The organism is Mesorhizobium sp. M5C.F.Ca.ET.164.01.1.1 (assembly GCF_004792125.1).
In the GTDB taxonomy this organism is placed as follows: domain Bacteria; phylum Pseudomonadota; class Alphaproteobacteria; order Rhizobiales; family Rhizobiaceae; genus Mesorhizobium; species Mesorhizobium wenxiniae.
Genome location: NZ_SRTG01000001.1, coordinates 1,419,827 through 1,442,009 on the forward strand (window position 1 = coordinate 1,419,827; position 22,183 = coordinate 1,442,009).

Consider the following 22,183-nt stretch of genomic DNA (forward strand, 5'->3'; position numbering starts at 1 on the left):
GCCGGCTAAATCGCTATCTTCCTTCCGCTGTATTCGGCGAGGCTAATACCGCCAAGCACCAGCACGAGGGCCAGTCCCTGATAGAGCTGGAATGTCTCACCGACGATCAGCACCGACAGCAGCGTGCCGAAGATCGGCACCAGGTTGATGAACAGGCCAGCCCGGTTGGCGCCGATCAGTTCGTTGCCCCGGATGTAAAAGATCTGCGAGACGACTGAGGCGCCGATCGCGGTGTAGAACGCTATCGCCCAGCCGCGCGCATCGGGGACGATGACCTTGCCGGCGGCCACTTCCCACAGGAAGAAAGGCAGCGAGGTGACAAGTGCGGCAATCGACAGCGCCAGCATCAGGCTTTGCCAGCGTATAGCCGGCTTCAGCCGCAGCCCGACCGAGTAGAAGCTGTAGCAAAGCACCGCGATCAGCATGATGGCGTCGCCGAAGTTGAGATCCAGCTTGAGAAGCAGGCGCAGATCGCCATGGCTGGCTGTCAGGGCGACACCGACAATCGTCAGCACGACGCCGGCGAGTTGCACCAGATTCACACGCAGGCGAAACAGCACGAAATTGGCGAGGATGATCACGATCGGTATCGCCGCCTGCTCGATCGAGACGTTGATCGCCGTCGTGTAGTTGAGCGCCGTGTAGAAGATCGCGTTGAAGAAGGTGAAGCCGCAAGCGCCGAGCCCGCCAAGCAGCAACCAATGCTTGCGCACCACCGGCCAGTCCTCGCGCAGCGTTCGCCAGCCGAGCGGCAGCATGATCAGAACGGCCAGAACCCAGCGCAGGAACACCAGCGTCATCGGCGAGACGTGGTCGACCGCCAGCTTGCCGGCCACGGAGTTGCCGCCCCACAGCAAGGTGGTGAACAGCAGGAACAGATAGGCGGTTCGATGCATAGCTAAAATTTCCAGCCGGGAGGGCAGGCGAAGGGTCTTTTGCCGACCTATTGTGGTGGTTCGCCCAAGTAAATGATGTCAAAGGCGAAAATTGTTGTGCCTGAGGGCGCTTTCGGCGGTAAAGAATGGTCGCGCTCGCCGGGTCTTGACGTTATAGAGCGACGTGCGTCCACTGGACGGACAAAGTACGCGTCTCAGGCTTGAATGTTCGCATCGTGCTTTCCGAAAATCGATTCCGATTTTCCGGCCTATGCGATAGAAGCCTGTCGTTTCGAACTATTTCAACCCGCTCCGAGCGGCGCCTCAAGGGAAAAGAAACATGGCCAATGTGGTGGTCGTCGGCTCGCAATGGGGCGACGAGGGCAAAGGCAAGATCGTGGACTGGCTGTCGGAACGCGCCGACGTCGTCGTACGCTTCCAGGGCGGCCACAATGCCGGCCATACGCTGGTCGTCGACGGCAAGGTCTACAAGCTGTCGCTGCTGCCGTCCGGCGTGGTGCGGCAAGGCAAGCTGTCCATCATCGGCAATGGCGTCGTCTTCGATCCGCACGCCTTCGTCGCGGAAGTGGCGAAATTGAAGGCGCAAGGCGTCGAGGTGACGCCGGAGCGCCTGAAAATAGCCGAAAACACCGCGCTTATCCTGTCCTTGCACCGGGAGCTGGACGGATTCCGCGAAGACGCCGCCACCAATTCCGGGACGAAGATCGGCACGACCCGTCGTGGCATCGGCCCTGCCTATGAGGATAAGGTGGGCCGGCGCGCCGTCAGGGTGATGGATTTGGCGGATTTGGAAACGCTGCCCTTGAAGGTCGACAGGCTGCTGACGCACCACAATGCGCTGCGCCGTGGGCTCGGCCACGCCGAAGTCACGCATGACGCAATTATGAGTGAGCTGATTTCGGTCGCGGACGAGATCCTGCCCTATATGGACCGTGTCTGGAAGATCCTTGACGACAAGCGCCGCGCCGGCGAACGCATCCTGTTCGAGGGCGCGCAAGGCACGCTGCTCGACATCGACCACGGCACTTATCCGTTCGTCACCTCGTCCAACACGGTAGCTGGTCAAGCCGCCGCCGGATCCGGCGTCGGCCCGGGTGCCATCGGCTATGTACTCGGTATCACCAAGGCCTATACGACGCGTGTCGGCGAAGGTCCGTTTCCGACCGAACAGAAGAACGAGATCGGCGAGTTCCTGGGCACGCGCGGCCATGAGTTCGGCGTCGTCACCGGCCGCAAGCGCCGCTGCGGCTGGTTCGATGCCGTGCTGGTTCGTCAGGCCGTGGCCGTCAACGGCATCAAGGGCATTGCGCTGACCAAGCTCGACGTGCTCGACGGGCTGGACGAGATTAAGGTCTGCACCGGCTACCGTCTCGATGGCGAGGCGATCGATTATTTGCCGGCCAGCCAAGGTGCGCAGGCGCGCGTCGAACCAGTCTACGAGACGCTGGAGGGCTGGAAAGGCACCACCGCCGGCGCCAGAAGCTGGAACGATCTGCCGGCCCAGGCAGTCAAATATGTCCGTCACATCGAGGAGCTGATCGGCGCGCCGGTCGCACTCCTTTCCACCAGCCCTGAACGGGACGACACAATACTTGTGACCGATCCGTTTCAAGACTAGATTCCAAGCTATTCCGGGCATCGCGGCCGCTTTGCGGGGGCCGGCCCAGAAACGAAATGCAGGTCGACTGAAGCATGGCAGATTTTGTTGGTGCTCTGAAAAAGACGCTCGACGGCCTTGGCAATCCGACGCCGGAAATACGCGCGAGGGTCTATGACAAGGCCCGTTCGACGATCGCGGACAAGCTGGCCAAGAACATACCGCCGTTGGCGCCTTCGGTCGTTGCCCAGCACAAGCGCACTCTGGAGGACGCCATCGCCAGCGTCGAGCGGGAGTACGCCAAGCCTGCGCCGGCATCCGATCCGCTGTCGGAGCTGGAGGACATCTTCTCCTCCATCGACCGCAACAAGAACCAACCCAGCCATGTCCGGCAGCCGGCAAAGGCCGAGCCGGCATGGCAACCGGCAAAGACCGAGCCGACATGGCAGCCGGCGCCTGCCGCCAAAGCCGCGCCGAATTGGCAAAAACCGCCATCCGTTGCTTCTCCTCCAGAGCGCACCGATGCGGTGCCTTCGGACGCGGATTTTCCGGCGGCGGACGAGAAGAGCGATACGTTTCGAGACGATGTCTTTGCCAACGACGAGGAGCCGGCGCCGGACACCTTTCAGCGTCTGCGTCCTGCCGAGCGCAAGCGCAGCTATGGCGGGCTGATCGCCGCTGTCATCGCTTTGCTCGTCGTCGCCGGCGGCGGCTACGGCGTCTGGCTGAACAAGGACGCGTTCAGCAACATGATGGGTCTCAACAGCACGACTGTTGCAACCATAGAACCGTTGGTGAAGCCGACCCCTTCCGAGCCGGCTACCGAGGCTGCGGCAAGGCCCCCGGCCGCAGCGGCTCCAACGGATGCCGAGGGCACAAAGTTCACCCAGCGGCTGACACCGGAGGGGGGTGAGGTCGATCCCGGCCCCGCTTCAGGACAAAGCGGTATCGGAGAGGGCGAATCCGTCGCAGCACTGACCACACCGCCGCCGGCCGCACCTGCGCCTGCAGCGCCGGCCGGCGATACGCCAGCCACGACAGCGCCCGCCACGCCGGGCGCTGCCCCCACAACACCGCCTGCCGATGAAGCAACGCCGGCGCCGGCGGCGCCGACCGACAGCGCAGCCGCCCCGGCAGCGCCGGCCCCGGGTGCTGCGCCGGCCGCGCCGACAGCCGCGCCTGCGGAAACCGCGCTGGCGGTCGGCCAAAAGGCAATCTTCTACGAGGAGCGTACCAGCACCGCCCAAGGCTCGGCCGAGCCCGGCAGCATCGTCTGGTCGCTGGTGCAGGAATCGCCCGGCGGCAATCTGCCGCCCGAGCCGGCAATCCGCGCCGAAGCGAGCATTCCGGGCAAGGACGTGCAGCTGCGCATGACCATCCGCCGCAACACCGACCAGACACTACCGGCCAGCCATATCATCGAGATGATTTTCCTGACGCCCGATGGTTTCGACGGCGGCGGCGTCGACAATATCCTGCGCGTCGCCATGAAGGGCTCTGAACAGGATGCCGGCAGCCCGCTGATCGGCATCCCGGCGAAGATCGCCGACGGCTTCTTCCTGGTCGCTCTCAACGACACCAAGGCGGACGAAGACGCCAATCTGACCCTGCTCCGGGGGCAGAACTGGATCGACGTGCCGGTCGTCTACAAGACCGGACGGCGGGCGCTGCTCACCATGGAAAAGGGCATTCCCGGCGAGAAGGTGTTCGACGAGGCGCTGAAGGCCTGGCAAACAAAAACGGCGGGCTGAGGCCGGCTCACCAGCCTCAACGCTCCCTTTGGCTCAGAAGCCTTGGAACAGCATGTCGAGTGCGGCCACGATGTCGTCATGACGACTGGAAAGATTTCCTTCGGCAGCAGGCAATTCAAAAGCCATCAAGGCTGACATGAATTGAGTGACCATGACATGGTCACTGCCGTTGATCGTGAGGTGGGGTTTAGCATGCCATCCCTACCCCTCCATCTCCTCGCGCAGCATCTCCAGCTCCAGCCATTCCTCCTCGAGCGCTGCCAGCGTGGCGCGCTCCTTATCGAGCGCGGCGATGGTCTGCTGGAATGAGGCCGGGTCGCGCTCGTAATAGGCCGGGTCGGCGATGTTGTTCTCCAGCCGTGAGATCGAGGCGTTCACCGCCTCGATCTTCTTCGGCAGTGATTCCAGCGCGAATTTCTGCTTGAACGACAGTTTCTTTGCTGGACCCTTCGGCGCAGCTGCTTCGGTCCTGCCTGCCGCCGCCATTTCGCTGGTCTCCGCCTTCGGCCGCGCCTTGCGATCGTCCAGCCTGGTGCCGCCGCGCTGCGCCAGCATGTCGGAATAGCCGCCGGCATATTCGATCCAGCGGCCGCCGCCGTCCGGCGCGATCAGGCTGGTCACGGTGCGGTCGAGGAAATCGCGGTCGTGGCTGACCAGGATGACGGTACCGGCAAAACCGGCGACCAGCTCCTGCAGCAGTTCCAATGTCTCCATGTCGAGATCGTTGGTCGGCTCGTCGAGCACCAGCAGGTTCGCCGGTCGCGCCAGCACACGGGCGAGCAGCAGCCGCGCCCGCTCGCCGCCCGAAAGCTCGCGCACCGGCGTGCGCGCCTGTTCCGGCTTGAACAGGAAATCCTTCATATAGGAGACGACGTGGCGCTGCTCGCCATTGATGACAAGGTTCTCGCCGCGCCCGTCGGTGAGGTATTGCGCCAGCGTTTCGGCCGGGTCGACCGCCTCGCGCTTCTGGTCGAGCGTGGCGATCTCCAGATTGGTGCCGAGCCGCACCGAGCCTGAGTCCGGCTTCAATTCGCCGGTCAGCATCTTCAGCAGCGTCGTCTTGCCGGCGCCGTTCGGGCCGACCAGGCCGACACGATCGCCGCGCTGGATGCGGGTCGAGAAGCCCTTGACCACGGTAAGATCGCCAAAGCTCTTCTCGATGTTCTTGGCCTCGATCACCAGCTTGCCGGATTCGGCGGCGTCGCTGGCCACCATGGTCGCCGCACCCTCGGCGCCGCGATGGCCACGAAAACGCTGGCGCATGGTCTGCAGTTCGCCGAGCCGGCGCATGTTGCGCTTGCGCCTTGCCGTCACGCCGTAGCGCAACCAGTGCTCCTCGCGTACGATCTGGCGGCCAAGCTTGTGCTGCTCGCGCTCTTCTTCTTCCAGCACGTTGTCGCGCCATTCCTCGAAATGGCCAAAGCCCTTGTCGAGCCTGCGGGTCTGGCCGCGATCGAGCCAGACAGTGGCGCGTGACACGCGCTCGAGGAAACGGCGGTCGTGCGAAATGACGATCAGTGCCGAAGAGGTGCGGGCAAGCTCCTCCTCCAGCCATTCGATGACCGACAGGTCGAGATGGTTTGTCGGCTCATCAAGGAGGAGAATGTCGGGCTCCGGCGCCATGACGCGGGCAAGGGCAGCACGGCGCGCCTCGCCGCCGGAGAGATCGTTCGGCGGTTCCTCGCCGGACAGGCCGAGATGCTCTATCAGATAGGTGGCGCGGTAGGGATCGTCGGCGGGTCCGAGCCCCGCCTCGACGTAGGCGCGGACGCTGGCGAAACCGTCCATGTCGGGCATTTGCGGCAGGTAGCGCACTGTCGCCGAAGGCTGGCGGAACACCTCGCCGTCCTGCGGCTCGATCAATCCCGCAGCGATCTTGAGCAACGTCGACTTGCCCGAGCCGTTGCGGCCGACCAAAGCGATCTTGTCGCCCGCCGACGACGTCAGTTCCGCTCCGTCGAGCAGCGGCGTGCCACCGAAGGTCAGTTTTATCCCGTCGAGATTGAGAAGTGGCGGCGCCATGTCAGCTTTCGGTAAGGGGGAATGGGTGGGCGAGCAACAGCGCGCGGCCGCTGCCCAGCGCGATTTCGAGCCGGCCCTTGACCTCATTGGAAATGGTCAGCGACGAGCCGAACGCCATCTCGATATGGTTCAGCGGCCATTTGGCGCCGGTCACGGTCAGGCCGGAAAGGTCGGAAAAGCCGAGAATCGAAAACAGCGTGCCATCGGCGTAGTCGAAGCCGGCCTTTCCGCGAGGCAAGGGGATGCCTTCCTGTGCGCCGCTGCTCAAAAGCACCTCCGTCCCTGCCTCGGCCAGTCGGACGCTGAGCGCCAGGTGCAAGAAGGCGTGGTCGGTCCGCTTGCCACCGAACGCGCCGGCAAGCACGAGGCTGGTCGCGCCGCGTTCGAGCGCGGCGGCGATAGCCAGTTCGCCGTCGGTCTTGTCCTTTTCTGCCGGAAACACCTGGCGGGGTACGGCGGCCAGCTCGTCCGGCAAATCCGCCGGCACCGAATCGAAGTCGCCGACCCAGAGTTCCGGCGTCAGGCTCAGCGTCCGGGCATGGCTCATGCCGGCGTCGGCGGCGATGACACGCGTGCCAGCGACCTGGCGGTCGAGCAGCGGGGTGCGGATAAGATCGCCGCCAAGCAGGATGGTGAATTTGCTCATATGCGTGGCCCTTACCAGCCCTGCTTGCGAAACGGAAGGCCGCGTTCCGGATGCCCGGCAAACTTCCGCTTGCGCCACGCCTGGGCCGGGCCTATGTGTCGAAACGCTCTAACGGGGTGCTGGACGCGATCTTCGCGGACCAGCTGAGAGGCAACCATGCCAACCCGCTGAACCTGATCCGGTTTGTACCGGCGGAGGGATTAGACGTTTCGGACAGCCCGACGCCTCAATTCCTTTCAACGTGAACGAAGGAGGCGCCGATGCGCGCGTTTTTATACACTCTTGTTTCGGCAATGCTGCTTGCGGCGGCCGTTCTCGCCGGCATCGGGCCGGCATCCGCGCAGGAAAAACTCACCGTCTATACCTATGAGAGCTTCACCGCCGACTGGGGTCCAGGCCCCGCGGTGAAGAAGGCCTTCGAGGCCGAATGCGGCTGTACTCTCGAATTCGTCGCGGTCGCCGACGGCGTCGCCCTGCTCAACCGCGTCAAGCTGGAAGGCGCCGCAACCAAGGCCGACATCGTGCTCGGCCTCGACACCAATCTGACGGCCGAAGCCAAGGCCACCGGCCTGTTTTCGCCGCATGGCGTCGTCATCGACGTCAATGTGCCGGGTGGCTGGAGCGACAATATTTTCGTGCCGTTCGACTATGGCTATTTCGCTGTCGTCTACGACACCGAAAAGCTAAAGACCCCGCCGAAGAGCCTGAAGGAATTGGTCGAGGGCAATGCCGATGAGAAGATCGTCATCCAGGATCCGCGCACCTCGACGCCCGGTCTCGGCCTGCTGTTGTGGGTGAGGTCGGTCTATGGCGACAAGGCGCCGGAAGCCTGGGCCAAGCTTAAGGCAAAGGTGCTCACCGTGACGCCGGGCTGGAGCGAGGCCTATGGCCTGTTCACCAAGGGTGAGGCGCCGATGGTGCTGTCCTATACCACGTCGCCGGCCTATCACATGGTCGCCGAAAACACCGAACGCTATCAGGCGGCGTCCTTCGAGGAGGGCGAGTATCTGCAGATCGAGGTTGCCGGCATAACCACCAGGGGTGCGAACAACCCGTTGGCCAAACAGTTCCTGACTTTTATGAGCGGGCCGAAATTCCAGGATGTGATCCCCGAGACCAACTGGATGTTTCCTGCCGGCAAAACTGACAAGCCGCTCAATCCGGCCTTCGACAAGCTCGTCAAGCCGACCAAGACTTTGCTGTTCAGCCCCGAAGAGGTCGCCGCCAACCGCAAGGCCTGGGTCGACGAATGGCTGTCGGTGATGAGCAAGTAGCTTGTGGATTGAAAGATGATCACTCTACGGCGCCCCCCCTCTGTCCTGCCGGACGTCTCCCCCTCAAGGGGGAGATCGAATGTCACTTCCGCTTTCGCCAATCGCAACAGTCGAAAGATTGAGGCGAGGGTAAAGCAGCCAATCTCCCCCCTTGAGGGGGAAATGTCCGGCAGGAGAGAGGAGCGTGGGCGGGAACTCGGCCTCAGCCATATTTTCTGCTTCGACGATCGTTGAACCAGGCAGGGCGGCATGCATACCGGATATCCTGCCGATCCCCGCGTCACCGCCGGCACCATCGCGCTTGCCGCTGTTGCGCTGCTGATCGGCGGAGCGTTCGCCGGGCTCATCCTTGAAGCTACACGCAACCCGACCGGCGCCGCGTCGACTTTCGATTCCTACCTCTTCCGTGTCGCCCGTTTCACGCTGTGGCAGGCTTTGCTGTCGACACTGCTTTCCGTCGTGCCGGCGCTGTTCGTTGCGCGGGCGCTGTCGCGGCATCCGCGCTTCTTTGGTCGTGGCTTGATCCTGCAGCTCTTCGCCGTGCCGCTTGCGCTGCCGGCCATCGTCGCCGCACTCGGCATTCTGGCTCTCTATGGCCGTGCCGGCTATTTCGCCGGCGTGCTCACCGCGATTGGCGGTCAGGGCTGGCCGGGCATATACGGCCTGTCCGGCATCCTCGTAGCCCATGTCTTCTTCAATCTGCCGCTGGCGACGCGGCTGTTCCTCGAGGCGCTGGCGACAGTGCCGGCCGACCAGTGGCGGCTGGCGAGCCAGCTCGGCATGGGCGCCAGACCCGCATTCCGGTTGATCGAATGGCCGACGCTGCGTGCGGCACTGCCAGGCGTCGCCGGGCTTGTCTTCATGCTCTGCATCACTTCCTTTACCATCGTGCTCACGCTGGGCGGCGGGCCGCGCGCGACCACACTGGAGGTCGCCATCTATCAGGCGCTGCGTTTCGATTTCGATCCTGCCCGCGCAGTGACGCTGACACTGCTGCAGATCGCGCTGACCTTCATCGTGGTACTTGCATTGGTGCGGCTTGGCGCCAACACCGTCGGCGACACCAACCTGCCGGTGGCACCGCGCCGGTATCTTTCGGCTGGTACGGCCGAGACCGTGCTGAACGCAGCATCGATCGTTCTGGCATTGCTGTTCGTCGCCGGGCCGATGGCGGCCACGGTGACGTCAGGCCTTGGCGCCGATCTCGGCCGGCTGGCGGCCGAGCGCGCGGTGCGGCAGGCAACGCTGACCAGCGCCGTGCTCGCCTTGCTGGCGGCGCTGCTTTCAGTGGCGCTGTCGCTGTCGCTCGTCATGGCACGACGTGCGCTGGCCTTGAGGCGTCGCGTCGACGCCAAGACGCTGCTCGAATACGCCACCGATACCGGCGCCGGCTTTGTCCTCGTCGTGCCGCCCATCCTCATCGGCGCCGGCTGGTTCCTTCTCCTGCGTACTTTCAGCGATGTCTTTGCCATCGCCCCTGTCATGGTCGTCGCCGTCAACGCAGTGATGGCGATGCCGTTTGCCATTCGCGCCATTCGCCCCGGCTATGATGCGGCGAGCGAACGCCACGAACGGCTCTGTTTGCTGCTTGGCATTTCGGGCTGGGATCGGTTCCGGCTGGTCGACTGGCCGTCGCTGCGGCGGCCGCTCGCCACCGGTTTCGCATTCGCGATGGCTTTGTCGCTCGGCGATCTCGGCGTCATTGCCCTGTTCGGCAGCGACTCCCTGCAGACGCTGCCCTATCTCTTGCTGTCGCGCATGGGCAGCTACCGCACTATGGACGCGGCAGGCCTGGCATTGCTGCTCGGCCTGGTCTGTCTCGCGCTTGTCCTGGCCGCGGACTGGCTGGGACGGGGAGAAAAATCATGACGCTCAACAGCGAAAGCGGTACGGCTGTGCGGCTGGAAAAGGTCTCGTTCAGCTATGGTGAAGCGCCGTTTTTATTCGATGTCGAGTTCGCCGCCTCGAAGATCACCGCCATCATGGGGCCGAGCGGTTCGGGAAAATCGACACTGCTCAATCTGGTGGCCGGCTTCGAGACGCCGCGATCGGGCCGCGTGCTGATCGGCGGCGCCGATTTCGGCGCCAAACCGCCTTCGGCGCGGCCGGTGTCAATGGTGTTCCAGGAAAACAATCTCTTTGCCCATCTTTCGGTCGAACGAAATGTCGGCCTTGGCCGCTCGCCGTCGCTCAGGCTGACCGAGGCCGACCACGCTGCAGTCGCCGCGGCGCTCAAGCGCGTCGGCCTTGCCGGCAAGCAACAGCGCCTGCCGCGCGAACTCTCCGGTGGCGAGCGGCAACGCGTCGCGCTCGCCCGCGTCCTGGTGCGCGACCGGCCGGTGCTCTTGCTCGACGAACCGTTCGCCTCGCTCGGACCGGCCTTGCGCGACGACATGCTCGATCTGGTAGCCGACGTTCATGCAGAGCGGCGCATGACGGTGCTGTTCGTCACGCATCAGCCGGAGGATGCCCACCGTATCGGCCAGGACATGGTGTTCCTGGACAATGGAACGGTTGCCGCAACCGGGACTGTCGCCGATTTTTTTACCAAGGCTGGACCGGAAGCCTTCCGGCACTATATCGGTGCAGGTCCGTTTGGCGCGGGATCACGAGATGTTGCCCGGAAGCGGACATAATTTACGGCCAAACCGGCTTCAGGCGATGTGGTGCTTGCTTGCCATGGTCAAAGTAGTGTGGCTAGGTCCTCCGATACTGGTCCGGCATAGGTTGTGATTTGCCACTTCGGTGTCATGCGTGCTCGTGGGCGCGAAGGACGCTGTGGCAGTTGATTGTGCGTATGATCCTTTCTGAAAATCGATGCCCGATTTTCGGGGCCATGTGCTGAGACCCGAAAGGAAGCTGTTCTGCCGACCGGCACCGACAGAGTGAGAAGGAAACCGCTGGCGCGCTTCCTCGCGCTGGCCGGCTTTGCCATGGCGCTGGCAAGCTGCCAGATGTTCACGCCTCCGGACGTTCAGGAATCCGGCTTCCAGCCTTCCAACAAACCGATCACGGTCGACAATGTCGCCGCCAACGGCAAGCTCGCCGAAATGGCGAAGGCGCAGCACCCGCGCATCCTCGCCACCTATGGCGGCGAGTATTCCGATCCCAAGCTCGAGCGCATGGTCGCCAAGGTCGTCGGCAGCCTGACCGTGGTGTCCGCCAACCCGACCCAGACCTACCGCATCACCATCCTCAATTCGCCCAACGTCAATGCTTTCGCGCTGCCGGGCGGCTATCTCTACATCACACGGGGCCTGTTGGCGCTGGCCAACGATTCGGCCGAGCTCGCCGCGGTCATCGCGCATGAAATGGGCCACGTCACTGCAAACCACGGCTTGCAGCGCCAGCAGCTCGAGGCTGAGGAGGGGTTTGCGACCAAGGTCGTCTCGGATGTGCTCGGCGACAGCCCGACCGCCAAGGCGGCACTGATCCGCGGCAAGCTGCGGCTTGCCCAGTTCTCGCGCAATCAGGAGCTTGAGGCCGACGGCATCGGCATCAAGTCGATCGGCGAGGCGGGCTTCGATCCCTTTGCCGCCGGCCGCTTCCTGCAGTCCATGTCGGCCTACACCGATTTCCGCTCTATCAGCGGCGCCACCGACGCCAGCCTCGACTTCCTGGCGACGCATCCCAACACGCCGCAACGCATCGATCTGGCGCAGCGTCATGCCCGCCAGTTCGGTGCGCCCGGCGTCGGCACGCGCGACCGCGACGCCTTCCTCGCCGGCATAGACGGCCTGCTCTACGGCGACACACCGGAGGAGGGCTATGTGCGTGGCGAAACCTTCCTGCATCCAGGGCTCGGCGTGTCGTTCTCGGTGCCCGATGGCTTCATCATCGACAACTCGGCCGCGGCGGTGACGGCAACCGGGCCAGGCGACATAGCGATCCGCTTCGACGGCGTTTCGATCGACAAGAGCCGCTCGCTGACCGACTACATCCGCAGCGGCTGGGTGGCCGGTCTCGACGAAAGCAGCGTGCGACAGGAAACGATCAATGGCAACGAGGCGGCGACGGCGCATGCCAGCGCCGAGGGCTGGCAGTTCGACATCGCGGTGATCCGCGCCGGCGGTCAGGTCTACCGTCTGTTGACCGCGGCACCTTCCGCCAGCACCTCGCTGGATGCCGTGGCGCGCTCGGTCAGCGGCTCGTTCCGTATCTTGAGCGCAACCGAGAAAGCGGCGCTGAAGCCGCTGCATATCCGCGTCGTCACGGTGCGGCCCGGACAGACCATGGGCTCTCTCGCCGCGCAGATGGTCGGTGTCGATCGCAAGCTGGACCTGTTCAGGGTGCTCAACGCGATGTCGCCTGGTGCAGCAGTTTCCGCCGGCGATAAGGTCAAGATCATCACCGACAAATAGACTCAGGCGGCTGTCGCCAGAAACTCGGGGTTTTGCTTCACCAGCGCTATCTTGAGCTTTTCCATGGCGCGTGCCTCGATCTGGCGGACGCGCTCCTTGGAGATGCCGAGCGCCTCGCCGAGGGCTTCGAGCGTCGCGCCCTCGTCGCTCAGCCGGCGCTCCTCAATGATCCTGAGCTCGCGGGCATTGAGCGCGCCGAGCGCCGTTTTCAGCCAGACAGAGCGGCGTTCGACATCGATCGTGTCGCCTACGACCTCGTCCGGCAGAGGATCGTCCGAAACCAGGAAATCCATTCGCTCGGTGGCGCCCGCATCGTCGGCGAGCGGCTGGTTGAGCGAGCTATCCGGGGCCGAAAGGCGGGAGTCCATCATCGCCACGTCGGCCTCCGAGACGCCGAGCGCCACCGACACCTCGCGGTAGAGCGAGGTATTCGAGATCGGCTCGGCGCCGTTCGCCAAGCGGGCGCGCAGGCGCCGCAAGTTGAAGAACAGCGCCTTTTGCGCCGAACTGGTGCCGCCACGCACGATCGACCAGTTGCGCAGGATATAGTCCTGCATCGAGGCGCGGATCCACCATGTCGCATAGGTCGAAAACCGCACCTCGCGCTCCGGTTCAAAACGGGCCGCTGCCTCCAGCAGGCCGACATGGCCTTCCTGGACAAGGTCGCCGAGCGGCAGACCGTAGTGGCGGAATTTCGAGGCCATGGAAATGACCAGCCGCATATGCGCCATGGCGATTTGGTGCAGCGCCTGCTGGTCGTTGTCTTGCTTCCAGCGCAGCGCGAGAAGATGCTCCTCGTCGCGCTCGAGATAGGGGGCTTTCATCGCCGCGCGGACCATGGTTCGCCCTGCCATATCTTCCATCATGCCACGCTCCCTGTTCCGGGCGTTGCGGTACGATCGCTCGACCCTGAGCTGGCATCGAGGTTGAATTGGCGACGCCGCGCCCTACAACAGCCAAGAACGTGCCACGCGGGTGAATGGTTCCGCCGCTGATGTCGCGTGGATTGCACTGGCGAAAGCTCGTTGCGGCGGTCGCTACGCGGTCGGTTGGCGTGACTCGATGTTGTTTTGAGAATTGGATTTCAAAGGCGTCTTATTTTTGAAATCCGGTTCCTTATTTCGCCAGCCTGCATCTGTCAGTTTCCGGTGCTCAACAAATGCGCCGGACGCCGGCCAAGGACGGAATCACAGAAAAATGAAATGGCTCAAATCGCTTATCGTCGCCGGAACACTGCAGGTTTTGGCCCTCACACCAGGCCATGCCGGCGCAAATCTCGATCAGATCAAGCAGGTCGGCCTCTTTAAGGTCGGCACCGAAGGCACCTATGCCCCCTTCACCTATCATGATGCCTCGGGTGCATTGGTCGGCTTCGACGTAGAGATAGCCCAGGCGATTGCCGAGCGCCTCGGCGTCAAGGCCGAATTCCTCGAAGGCAAATGGGACGGGCTGATCGCCGGCCTCGACGCCAAGCGTTATGACGCCGTCATCAATCAGGTCGGCATCACCGAGGCGCGCAAGGCCAAGTATGATTTCTCCGATCCCTATATCGCTTCCAAGGCGGTGCTGATCGTGCGCGGCGACAATACCGATATCAAGAGCTTTGCTGACCTCAAGGGCAAGAAGGCGGCGCAGTCGCTGACTTCGAATTTCGGCAAACTCGCCGAAACGAACGGCGCCGAGCTCGTCGGCACCGATGGTTTCGACCAATCGATCCAGCTGCTTCTTACCGGCCGCGCCGACGCCACCATCAACGACAGCCTGTCCTTCCTCGATTTCAAGAAGCAAAAGCCCGACGCCAATGTGAAGATCGCCGCTCAGGAAGAAAACGCCGACTATTCCGGCGTCATCGTGCGCAAGGGCGATCCGGAACTGGTCGCCGCCATCAATCAGGCACTGGCCGACATCAAGGCCGACGGCACCTACCAGAAGATCGCCGATACCTATTTCGGCCAGGACGTTTCGAAGTAAGCGCATTGCACGGAGCGGGCTGATTGCCGGCCCGCATGGCAAGCATCGCGGCGAGCCGTCTTTGACGGCCGCCGCTTTTCGCGTGATATGACGATCGTATGGTCGCGCCTCGATGCTGCCGGGCCGGTTTTTGGGGGGCAATCTCGCAAGGAGGGTTTTCGTGCCGCACTGGCTGCAATTGATGCTGGACTCATTGCCGACGCTGCTATGGGCCGCGCTGATCTTCACCGTGCCGCTAACGCTCCTGTCGTTCGCATTCGGCCTCTTCGTGGGATTGGTTGCGGCGCTTGTCCGGCTGTTCGGCCCGAAGCCGCTGGTCGCCGTGGTCCGCTTCTACGTCTGGATCTTCCGTGGCACGCCACTTCTGGTGCAGCTCTTCCTGATCTTCTACGGCCTGCCCTCGGTCGGCATCCTGCTCGACGCTTTTTCAGCCGCGTTGATCGGCTTCACGCTCAACATCGGCGCCTATACGTCGGAAATCATCCGCGCCGGCATAGGCTCGGTGCCGAAGGGGCAGTGGGAGGCGGCCTACTCGATCGGCATGACCTGGAGTCAGGCGATGCGGCGCACCATACTGCCGCAGGCCGGCCGCGTCGCGGTGCCGCCGCTGTCCAACACCTTCATCTCGCTGGTCAAGGATACATCGCTGGCCGCCGCCATCACCGTGCCGGAAATGTTCCAGGCGGCGCAGCGGATCGTCGCCACCACCTATGAGCCGCTGATCCTCTATATCGAGGCGGCGGCCCTGTATCTGGCGCTGAGCTCGGTGCTGTCGGCATTGCAGACGCGCTTGGAAAAGCGGCTTAACCGCTATGGCGGCTTCCTGGAGGCGCGTTCATGATCGGCCTGACCGACATCGAGAAGCGCTTCGGCGACAACCTCGTGCTGAAGGGCGTGACCGTCACCATCGAGGAAGGCAGCGTCACAGCCCTTGTCGGTCCCTCGGGCGGCGGGAAAAGCACGCTTCTGCGCTGCATCAACCTGCTTGAGATCCCGACTTCGGGCACGGTGCGCATCGGCGACGACGCGCTCGAATTCCACCCTGGCGGCAAGGTTTCCACAATGGCCATCCGGCGCCTGCGGCTGCAGACGGGCATGGTGTTCCAGAATTTCCAGCTGTTCCCACACCGCACCGCGATCGAGAATGTTATAGAGGGGCTGGTAACGGTGCTGAAATGGCCGACGGCGAGGGCGCGCGAGCGGGGGCTCGCTCTGCTCGAAAAGGTCGGGATGGCGCATAAGGCCGATGCCTGGCCGGCGACGCTGTCAGGCGGCCAGCAGCAACGCGTTGCGATCGCCCGGGCGCTGGCGCCATCGCCGAAAGTGCTGTTGTGCGACGAGCCGACCTCGGCGCTCGATCCGGAACTGGCGCAGGAGGTGGTCGACGTGCTCAGCCAGCTCGCCCGCGAGGGGACCACCATGGTGATGGCGACGCACGACCTGCGCCTCGCATCGAAGATCGCGCAGGAGGTGGTGTTCCTCGACGCCGGCGCCATCGTCGAGAAAGGCCCCGCCGCCGTCCTGTTCAGCAATCCGGAGCGCCAGCGAACCAGGCGGTTCATCGCGACGCTGAAGCAGGAGGCAGAGAAGGAAGGAGACGGCGAAGGTTAATGCATGTCGCCCAAAAGTTCGTAGCGGTTTTGGGATAACGACATGCATACAAAGAAAAACCCGGCACGAGGCCGGGTTTTTCCAATTCGAAGGCGAGAAGCGCTCAGGCAGCTTCTTCCTGCTCGGCTTCTTCGTTGTCGGCCTTGGCACCGCGCTTCGGACCCTTGTTGAGGTTCACCTCGATGAGGCGCACCGCTTCGGTTTCCGACATGCGGTTGACGGCCGCGATCTCGCGCGCCATGCGGTCGAGTGCCGCCTCATAAAGCTGGCGCTCGGAATAGGACTGCTCCGGCTGGTTGTCGGCGCGGTAGAGGTCGCGCACTACTTCCGAGATCGAGATCAGGTCGCCGGAATTGATCTTCGCATCATATTCCTGAGCCCGGCGCGACCACATGGTGCGCTTGACGCGGGCGCGGCCCTGCACGACCTTCAGCGCGCGATCGACATAATCCTCTTCCGACAGCTTGCGCATGCCAATGGAGGTCGCCTTGGCAACCGGAACCTTCAGACGCATCTTGTCCTTCTGGAAGTCGATGACGAACAGTTCCAGCTTGTGGCCCGCAACTTCCTGCTCGTCGATCGAGACGATCTGGCCGACGCCATGCGCCGGATAGACGATGTACTCGCCGGTCTTAAAACCGTGACGCGCTGCGCTGGACTTCTTCTGCGGGGTGATTGTTGCCATTACGCCATGAACTCCTTGGTGTGGTACCGGCATTCTGCCGGCCGAACTCGCGCGATCGGGTAACCGATCGTTAGCCGCACAACTACGAAACCACCGGAAAAGCCGAGGTCGGCAAGCCGCATAATTGCGACTGCCTGCCCCAGATCACTCTGGTCCGGATTGAGAAATTCACCTTTCAGTGATTTGGGGCGTTCGCGCCATAAATCGACGTTGTGTCACCGGCATGTTTGGTTGGTGTAGCACAAAAAGTCGGAAGAATCAAGGTTTTGCTGCACGCGCGAAGGCCATGCGCCATCGCCGCCTGTCAAGGCAGTTAATGTGCGGTGCCTGTTACGCCGCGTCATGCCGGTCAAATCGGCGTTGCCGCTACAGCGCCACGCGCCCGTTTTGGACGTGCACGGGACGCTGTGACACTTTTGATCTTGCGCATGGTCCTTCCCGAAAATCGATTCCGATTTTCGGTCAGGCGCTAGTCGCCCTCGCCGGGCTCGGGGGAGAAATACTTCTCGAACTTGCCGGCCTCGCCATCGAAGGATTTGGCGTCGGCCGGAGGCTCCTTCTTGGCGGTGATGTTGGGCCATTTATCGGCATATTCGGTGTTGATCTGCAGCCATTTGTCGAGCCCCGGCTCGGTGTCGGGCTTGATCGCGTCGGCCGGGCATTCCGGTTCGCAGACGCCGCAGTCGATGCACTCGTCAGGATGGATGACGAGCATGTTCTCGCCCTCATAGAAACAGTCGACCGGACAGACCTCGATGCAGTCCATGTATTTGCATTTTATGCAATTATCGGTCACGACATAGGTCATCAGTCGGCTCCGGGACGTCCCGTTTTATCAGAGCGAGGTGCGTCCAATCGGACGCACAAAGCACGCTCTAACACTTTGAATTCACGCATCGTGTTCCCCAATGCGGTTAGGCTTTTTGGGCGGTAGGCTTTTTTGGTGAGGTAACGTCTTTGCCCGCCGCTTGCAAGAGCAGCCATTGCGCGCGATACCGGCGTTTCCGGAATGGAATTCCAGACGGGCTATGCGACGAAAGCCGGTTATGCGTCAGTCGTCGCCGAGCAGCCGGTCGGTCTCCCGGCGTTCCTTCTTGGTGGGGCGGCCGCTGCCGGCGTCGCGCAGTGCGGGAATCGCATCGGGAACGGCCTCGCCTTTTGGCACCGGCGGTGGCGACATATCCTCGTAGAGCAAGCGCGCTTCCTCTGCGGGGCCGCGCCGGCTTCCCGTGCCGAGCACCTTCCAGACGAAGATGCGCCGCTCGAGAGTGATGGTCAGGACGTCGCCGGCGCGGACCAGATCGGAGGCCTGCGCTGCTTTGTCGCGATTGATGCGGACCCGTCCGGCCACCACCAGCTTCGCTGCCAGCGAGCGCGATTTCACCGCACGCGAAAAGAACAGCCATTTGTCGATGCGCTGGCGGGCATTAGCGACCATCGGAGCGAGCGAACCTACTTCTTCAGCTGGTCGCGCAACGCGGCGAGCTTGGCGAAGGGGGAATCCGGGTCGAAGCGCACGGGACGCTCCTCGCGAGGCTGCGGCTGGAACGCGGGCTTTCCACCGGGCGCGCCACCCTTGCCCTCCGGCCTGCCGCCCTTCCAGTCAGGCCGGCTCTCACGACGATCGGGACGCTCGCCCTGCGGCTTGCCGTCGCGCCGCTCTCCCGTCTCGCCCTGGGGCTTGGGCTTGAATTTGCTACGGTCGAAGCGCGGCTTGCCGGCGCCGTCGCGGCGTCCTTCATGGGCGGGCCGGCTGCCTAGAGCGCCGGCCGGTTGTCCGCCGGTGGCATCTGCCGGTGCGTCGCCACGGCCATCGCGCGCGGCTTGCCCGTTGCGCGGGCGATTGTCCCTATCACGGGGCCGGTTGTCATGGTGGCGGTGGCGCGGGCGCTGGTCGAAGCGGCCCTGCCGCCACAACAGGATGGGTTTTGGTTCTTCGGCCTCTTTCTCGGCCTCGCCGGTGGCGGCTTCCGCCGCCGCGGCAGGTTCGGCCGACACTGCTTCCGTTGCAGGCGAGGCTTCGGAAGCCGGCTCCGCCGATGCGACTTCAACCTCGGCGGCTTCGAGTTCTGCCTCTGGTTGAGCCGCTGATACCGCTGGCACTTCGGCTGCGGCTTCGGCTGCAGGCAGTTCTTCGGTGACCTCAGCCGGAGTTTCCAACTGAGCTTCCGCGACAGGTACCGCTTCGGTGGCGGGTTCTGCGGAAACTTCGGCTGCGGCCTCTGCCACGGCAGCGGCATCCGACTCCGAACTCTCGGCCGGCGCCTCGGCGGCTGCGTCCGCTATCGCGGCTCCCGCTGCCTTGGCCTGCTCGGCTTCTTCCGCTGCCTGCTTGGCTGCGGCGGCTTCACGCGCGGCATTGTCCTGGGCCTCGAGCCGCGCCCTCACCTCCATCGCCGGCTTCGGCTCCGCCCGGTAGCCGAGGCCTTTCAAAATCTCTTCCATGTCGTCGGCCGTGGCGCCGAGGATCGACATCATCGGCGGCGTCACCATGAAGGACTGACCGTCATAGGCGCCGTCGGGGCGCTGCCCGAGGCCCGGCTTCCAATTGGTCGCGGGCCGGATCAGGTCGGCCAATCGTTCAAGGATGTCGACGCGCACCGCGCGACGGCCGAGATTTCGGTAGCCGGCCAGCTTATAGAAGGGCTTGTCGAACGTGGGATCGATGACCACCGAGGTGCGGCCGGAGGCCAGCGCGTGAACCACGTCGCCAAAGCCGGGCTTCTCCTTGCCGTCGTTCCCCAGCGCCCACAACAGCGTCACCAGTCCGGCCGGGGCCGGTTTGATCAGCGCGGGCACGAAGACGTGGTAGGCGCCGAAGCGCACGCCGAGCCGGCGAAGGGCGGCGCGGCCTTCCTGGTCGAGCGACTTCATCTCCTCGGCGATGTCACGGCGGTTGATGAGGCCGAAATGCTCGACGAGCTGGAAGGCGATGCCGCGGCCGATGCCGGTGATCTGCTCGGCGTTCTTGAGGTCGACCAGCGGCTTCAGCAGGGATTCGATCTGGAAATTGACGAAGCGCTCGGCGCGGGCCGCGACCTTATCGCGGGCGGGTCCGGTGAGCTGCTCGTCGGCCAGCAGCACAAGGCGCGGCTTCAACGGCTCGTCGCCTGCGACCAGCGTGCCGATCGGGGCGCCGATCCAGCGCAGCGTGCCGTCGGAGCCGAGCGCGATGTCGCCGTTGGCCGAGGCGCCGAAGCGTTCGGCCCGCGCCTCGAATTCGGCTGCAAGCGCCTTCTGGGCTGCTGCACGCACCGCCTTGGCGTCCTCGCCGCCGGCGCTCTGGTCGGCGGTGAAGCGGAACCCCTGCAACTCGCCGACGTGATGGCCTTCGACGAGGACGGTTCCGGTTGGGCTGATTTCGGCTTCAGGCATGGTATTTTCTCTAAGGCGCCGCATGAGGACGGAAGTCCTGCGGTCTACGAAGCGTTTCGTCAACCGCTCATGCAGCGCATCCGACAATCTGTCTTCGATTTCGCGCGTCTTTTCCTGCCAGTGTGCCTGATCGGCCAGCCAGCCCGGCCGGTTGGAAACGAAAGTCCAGGTGCGGATCTGGGCGATCCGGTGCGACAGCGTGTCGATGTCGCCCTCGGTGGTGTCGGCACGGCGCACCTGCTCGGCCATGTAATTCTCGTCGACATGGCCATGCCTGGCAAGGTCCATGTAGATCGAGGCGATCAGGTCGGCATGCTGGGCTGGCGCGATCTTCCTGTAGTCGGGAAGGGCGCAGGCCTCCCACAACAGCGCCACCCGCCTGGCGTCGGTGGCAAGCGCCCGAATGTCCTCGTCGCGGGACAGATGTTCGAGCGCCTGCGCATCCACCGCCGGCAGCGCGCGCGTCAGGCCTTCAACCGGCGCGTTCGTCTCGATCGAGCGCTTCAGCGCGTCGAGGTTCGCGAAATCGAAACGCGCGGTGCGCCATTGCAGCACCTTCACCGGATCGAAATCATGCGCTTCGATCTTCTTGACCAGTTCCTCGTCCAGCGGATCGACCTGGCCGGTGACGCCAAAGGTTCCGTCGCGCAAGTGCCGGCCGGCGCGGCCGGCGATCTGGCCGAGCTCGGCCGCCGTCAGATTGCGGTACTGGTAGCCGTCGAACTTGCGGTTCTGGGCGAAGGCGACATGATCGAGATCGAGGTTGAGGCCCATGCCGATCGCATCGGTGGCGATCAGATAATCGACATCACCCGATTGGAACAGCGCCACCTGCGCATTGCGGGTGCGGGGCGATAGCGCGCCGAGCACGACGGCCGCACCGCCTTGCTGGCGGCGGATCAGTTCGGCGATGGCGTAGACCTCGTCGGCGGAAAAGGCGACGATCGCCGTGCGTCGCGGCAGACGTGTGAGCTTCTTCGAGCCGGCATAGGCGAGATGCGACAGCCGTGGCCGCGTCACCACCGACACGCCCTTCAGCAGACGCTGGAGGATGCCGTGCATGGTGGCCGCACCCAGCAGCAGTGTCTCCTGGCGGCCGCGCAGATGCAGGATGCGGTCGGTGAAGATGTGGCCGCGCTCGAGATCGCCGGCCAGCTGGACCTCGTCGATGGCAACGAACGCGGCGTCGGTCTCGCGCGGCATGGCTTCCACCGTACAGACCGAATATCTGGCGCCGTCGGGCTGGATCTTCTCCTCGCCGGTGATGAGCGCCACCTTGTGGGCGCCGACCTTCTCGCAGACGCGTGTGTAAACCTCGCGGGCGAGCAGCCTGAGCGGCAGGCCGATAATGCCGCTTTCATGCGCCACCATGCGCTCGATGGCGAGATGGGTCTTACCGGTGTTGGTCGGCCCGAGCACGGCGGTCACGTCGCGGCCCGACAGGATCAGCGGTTCAGTGTGTTTCGGCTGGATGTTCATCGACCTGGAAATAAGGCTCTCTGCCTCGCGTTGTCGGGGGCGCGCCACATGCTGGCGCGTGTGACAAGCGACACATAGGGATTTCGGGCGCGAAGCGAAAGCGGAATGTTCCGACGGCAGGTCGAACCCTCCCCCTCAGCGTCGATAATCTGTTCCGATTAGACGTTCGCCGTTCCGATTTAACAGTTGGAACGAGTCTGGAACGAATCGGCTACGAATCGCTGACTCGCGCGGATTCAGGGTTTGTTCACGGCTACATCTGGATTTTTCGCCGGCGAGTCTCACCACATGCTGAATCGCTGAACTGGCCCGTTTCATGCAGGGCTGACGTCGCCGTTAACCTTTGCCGGTGAACGATCGACGCAGGTCGCGTGGCATCATCCAACATTTTGAAATTATTAATCTTTCATCACGCGCCTTAACCATTTGGGGGTGTTTTCAGCCTTTTGTCCTTAACCTTCCGCTCAAAGCCGGAACGAAACGGCGACGAATCAGCGCTGGCGGAAGTTTCCCGG

Annotated in this window: 17 protein-coding genes, 1 pseudogene and 1 riboswitch; of the genes and pseudogenes, 9 read left to right on the forward strand and 9 right to left on the reverse strand. The window is 63.7% G+C overall.

Features of this window, described 5'->3' with window-relative positions; all coding sequences use genetic code 11:
• Window positions 1-5 precede the first annotated feature (5 nt).
• Complete coding sequence (locus EN807_RS06865) at window positions 6-896, reverse strand: DMT family transporter (RefSeq protein ID WP_135934382.1); 891 nt, start codon at window positions 894-896, stop codon at window positions 6-8.
• A gap of 319 nt (window positions 897-1,215) precedes the next feature.
• Between EN807_RS06865 and EN807_RS06870 the strand changes: the two genes are divergently transcribed.
• Together EN807_RS06870 and EN807_RS06875 are read left to right on the forward strand one after the other, a co-directional pair.
• Window positions 1,216-2,514 (forward strand): adenylosuccinate synthase, encoded by a 1,299-nt coding sequence (locus EN807_RS06870; RefSeq protein WP_135934383.1) that lies wholly within the window; start codon window positions 1,216-1,218, stop codon window positions 2,512-2,514.
• 74 nt (window positions 2,515-2,588) lie between these two features.
• Window positions 2,589-4,244, forward strand: a complete 1,656-nt coding sequence (locus EN807_RS06875; RefSeq protein WP_135934384.1) for a hypothetical protein — start codon at window positions 2,589-2,591, stop codon at window positions 4,242-4,244.
• A gap of 33 nt (window positions 4,245-4,277) precedes the next feature.
• On the opposite strand, the pseudogene EN807_RS06880 reads toward EN807_RS06875, so the two are convergent.
• The 3 genes and pseudogenes from EN807_RS06880 to EN807_RS06890 form a co-directional block, all read right to left on the reverse strand.
• Window positions 4,278-4,421: pseudogene (locus EN807_RS06880) on the reverse strand (CcdB family protein); the annotation flags it as partial.
• A gap of 24 nt (window positions 4,422-4,445) precedes the next feature.
• Window positions 4,446-6,266 (reverse strand): ABC-F family ATP-binding cassette domain-containing protein, encoded by a 1,821-nt coding sequence (locus EN807_RS06885; RefSeq protein ID WP_135934386.1) that lies wholly within the window; start codon window positions 6,264-6,266, stop codon window positions 4,446-4,448.
• Between the two features lies 1 nt (window position 6,267).
• Entirely contained in the window at window positions 6,268-6,912 is a 645-nt protein-coding gene (locus tag EN807_RS06890) for a thiamine diphosphokinase (protein ID WP_135934387.1), read from the reverse strand.
• Between the two features lie 102 nt (window positions 6,913-7,014).
• Window positions 7,015-7,129: riboswitch (TPP riboswitch) on the forward strand.
• Between the two features lie 43 nt (window positions 7,130-7,172).
• Here EN807_RS06890 and thiB point away from each other — a divergent pair.
• The 4 genes from thiB (at window position 7,173) to EN807_RS06915 (ending at window position 12,547) form a co-directional block, all read left to right on the forward strand.
• Window positions 7,173-8,186, forward strand: coding sequence for a thiamine ABC transporter substrate binding subunit (thiB, locus tag EN807_RS06895; RefSeq protein WP_135934388.1), 1,014 nt, complete (start codon window positions 7,173-7,175; stop codon window positions 8,184-8,186).
• 249 nt (window positions 8,187-8,435) lie between these two features.
• Window positions 8,436-10,055, forward strand: a complete 1,620-nt coding sequence (gene thiP, locus EN807_RS06905; protein WP_135934389.1) for a thiamine/thiamine pyrophosphate ABC transporter permease — start codon at window positions 8,436-8,438, stop codon at window positions 10,053-10,055.
• Window positions 10,052-10,822, forward strand: coding sequence for a thiamine ABC transporter ATP-binding protein (gene thiQ / locus EN807_RS06910; protein WP_127314203.1), 771 nt, complete (start codon window positions 10,052-10,054; stop codon window positions 10,820-10,822). The genes thiP and thiQ overlap by 4 nt, the downstream gene beginning before the upstream one ends.
• A gap of 297 nt (window positions 10,823-11,119) precedes the next feature.
• Window positions 11,120-12,547, forward strand: coding sequence for a M48 family metalloprotease (locus EN807_RS06915; RefSeq protein WP_189522453.1), 1,428 nt, complete (start codon window positions 11,120-11,122; stop codon window positions 12,545-12,547).
• Window positions 12,548-12,549: 2 nt separating this feature from the next.
• Here EN807_RS06915 and EN807_RS06920 read toward each other — a convergent pair whose 3' ends face one another.
• Window positions 12,550-13,413: an RNA polymerase factor sigma-32 gene (locus tag EN807_RS06920; RefSeq protein WP_065011276.1), complete on the reverse strand. Its 864-nt coding sequence runs from the start codon at window positions 13,411-13,413 to the stop codon at window positions 12,550-12,552.
• A gap of 331 nt (window positions 13,414-13,744) precedes the next feature.
• Here EN807_RS06920 and EN807_RS06925 point away from each other — a divergent pair, with 331 nt between their 5' ends.
• The 3 genes from EN807_RS06925 (at window position 13,745) to EN807_RS06935 (ending at window position 16,129) form a co-directional block, all read left to right on the forward strand.
• Entirely contained in the window at window positions 13,745-14,518 is a 774-nt protein-coding gene (locus tag EN807_RS06925) for an amino acid ABC transporter substrate-binding protein (protein ID WP_135934391.1), read from the forward strand.
• 160 nt (window positions 14,519-14,678) lie between these two features.
• Window positions 14,679-15,359: an amino acid ABC transporter permease gene (locus EN807_RS06930; protein ID WP_135934392.1), complete on the forward strand. Its 681-nt coding sequence runs from the start codon at window positions 14,679-14,681 to the stop codon at window positions 15,357-15,359.
• A complete protein-coding gene (locus EN807_RS06935; protein WP_135934393.1) occupies window positions 15,356-16,129 on the forward strand; it encodes an amino acid ABC transporter ATP-binding protein in 774 nt (257 codons plus the stop codon). The genes EN807_RS06930 and EN807_RS06935 overlap by 4 nt, the downstream gene beginning before the upstream one ends.
• Window positions 16,130-16,232: 103 nt before the next feature.
• Here the strand turns inward: EN807_RS06935 and EN807_RS06940 are convergent, their stop codons facing one another.
• From EN807_RS06940 to EN807_RS06955, 4 genes are all read right to left on the reverse strand, one after another.
• A complete protein-coding gene (locus EN807_RS06940; protein ID WP_027152934.1) occupies window positions 16,233-16,814 on the reverse strand; it encodes a CarD family transcriptional regulator in 582 nt (193 codons plus the stop codon).
• Between the two features lie 469 nt (window positions 16,815-17,283).
• Window positions 17,284-17,622 (reverse strand): ferredoxin FdxA, encoded by a 339-nt coding sequence (gene fdxA / locus EN807_RS06945; RefSeq protein WP_023762879.1) that lies wholly within the window; start codon window positions 17,620-17,622, stop codon window positions 17,284-17,286.
• A gap of 243 nt (window positions 17,623-17,865) precedes the next feature.
• Window positions 17,866-18,252, reverse strand: a complete 387-nt coding sequence (locus tag EN807_RS06950) for an RNA-binding S4 domain-containing protein (RefSeq protein WP_135934394.1) — start codon at window positions 18,250-18,252, stop codon at window positions 17,866-17,868.
• Window positions 18,253-18,266: 14 nt separating this feature from the next.
• The gene (locus tag EN807_RS06955; RefSeq protein ID WP_135935799.1) at window positions 18,267-21,668 is read right to left on the reverse strand and encodes a helicase-related protein; all 3,402 of its coding nucleotides are present in this window, start codon (window positions 21,666-21,668) and stop codon (window positions 18,267-18,269) included.
• Window positions 21,669-22,183: the final 515 nt, after the last annotated feature.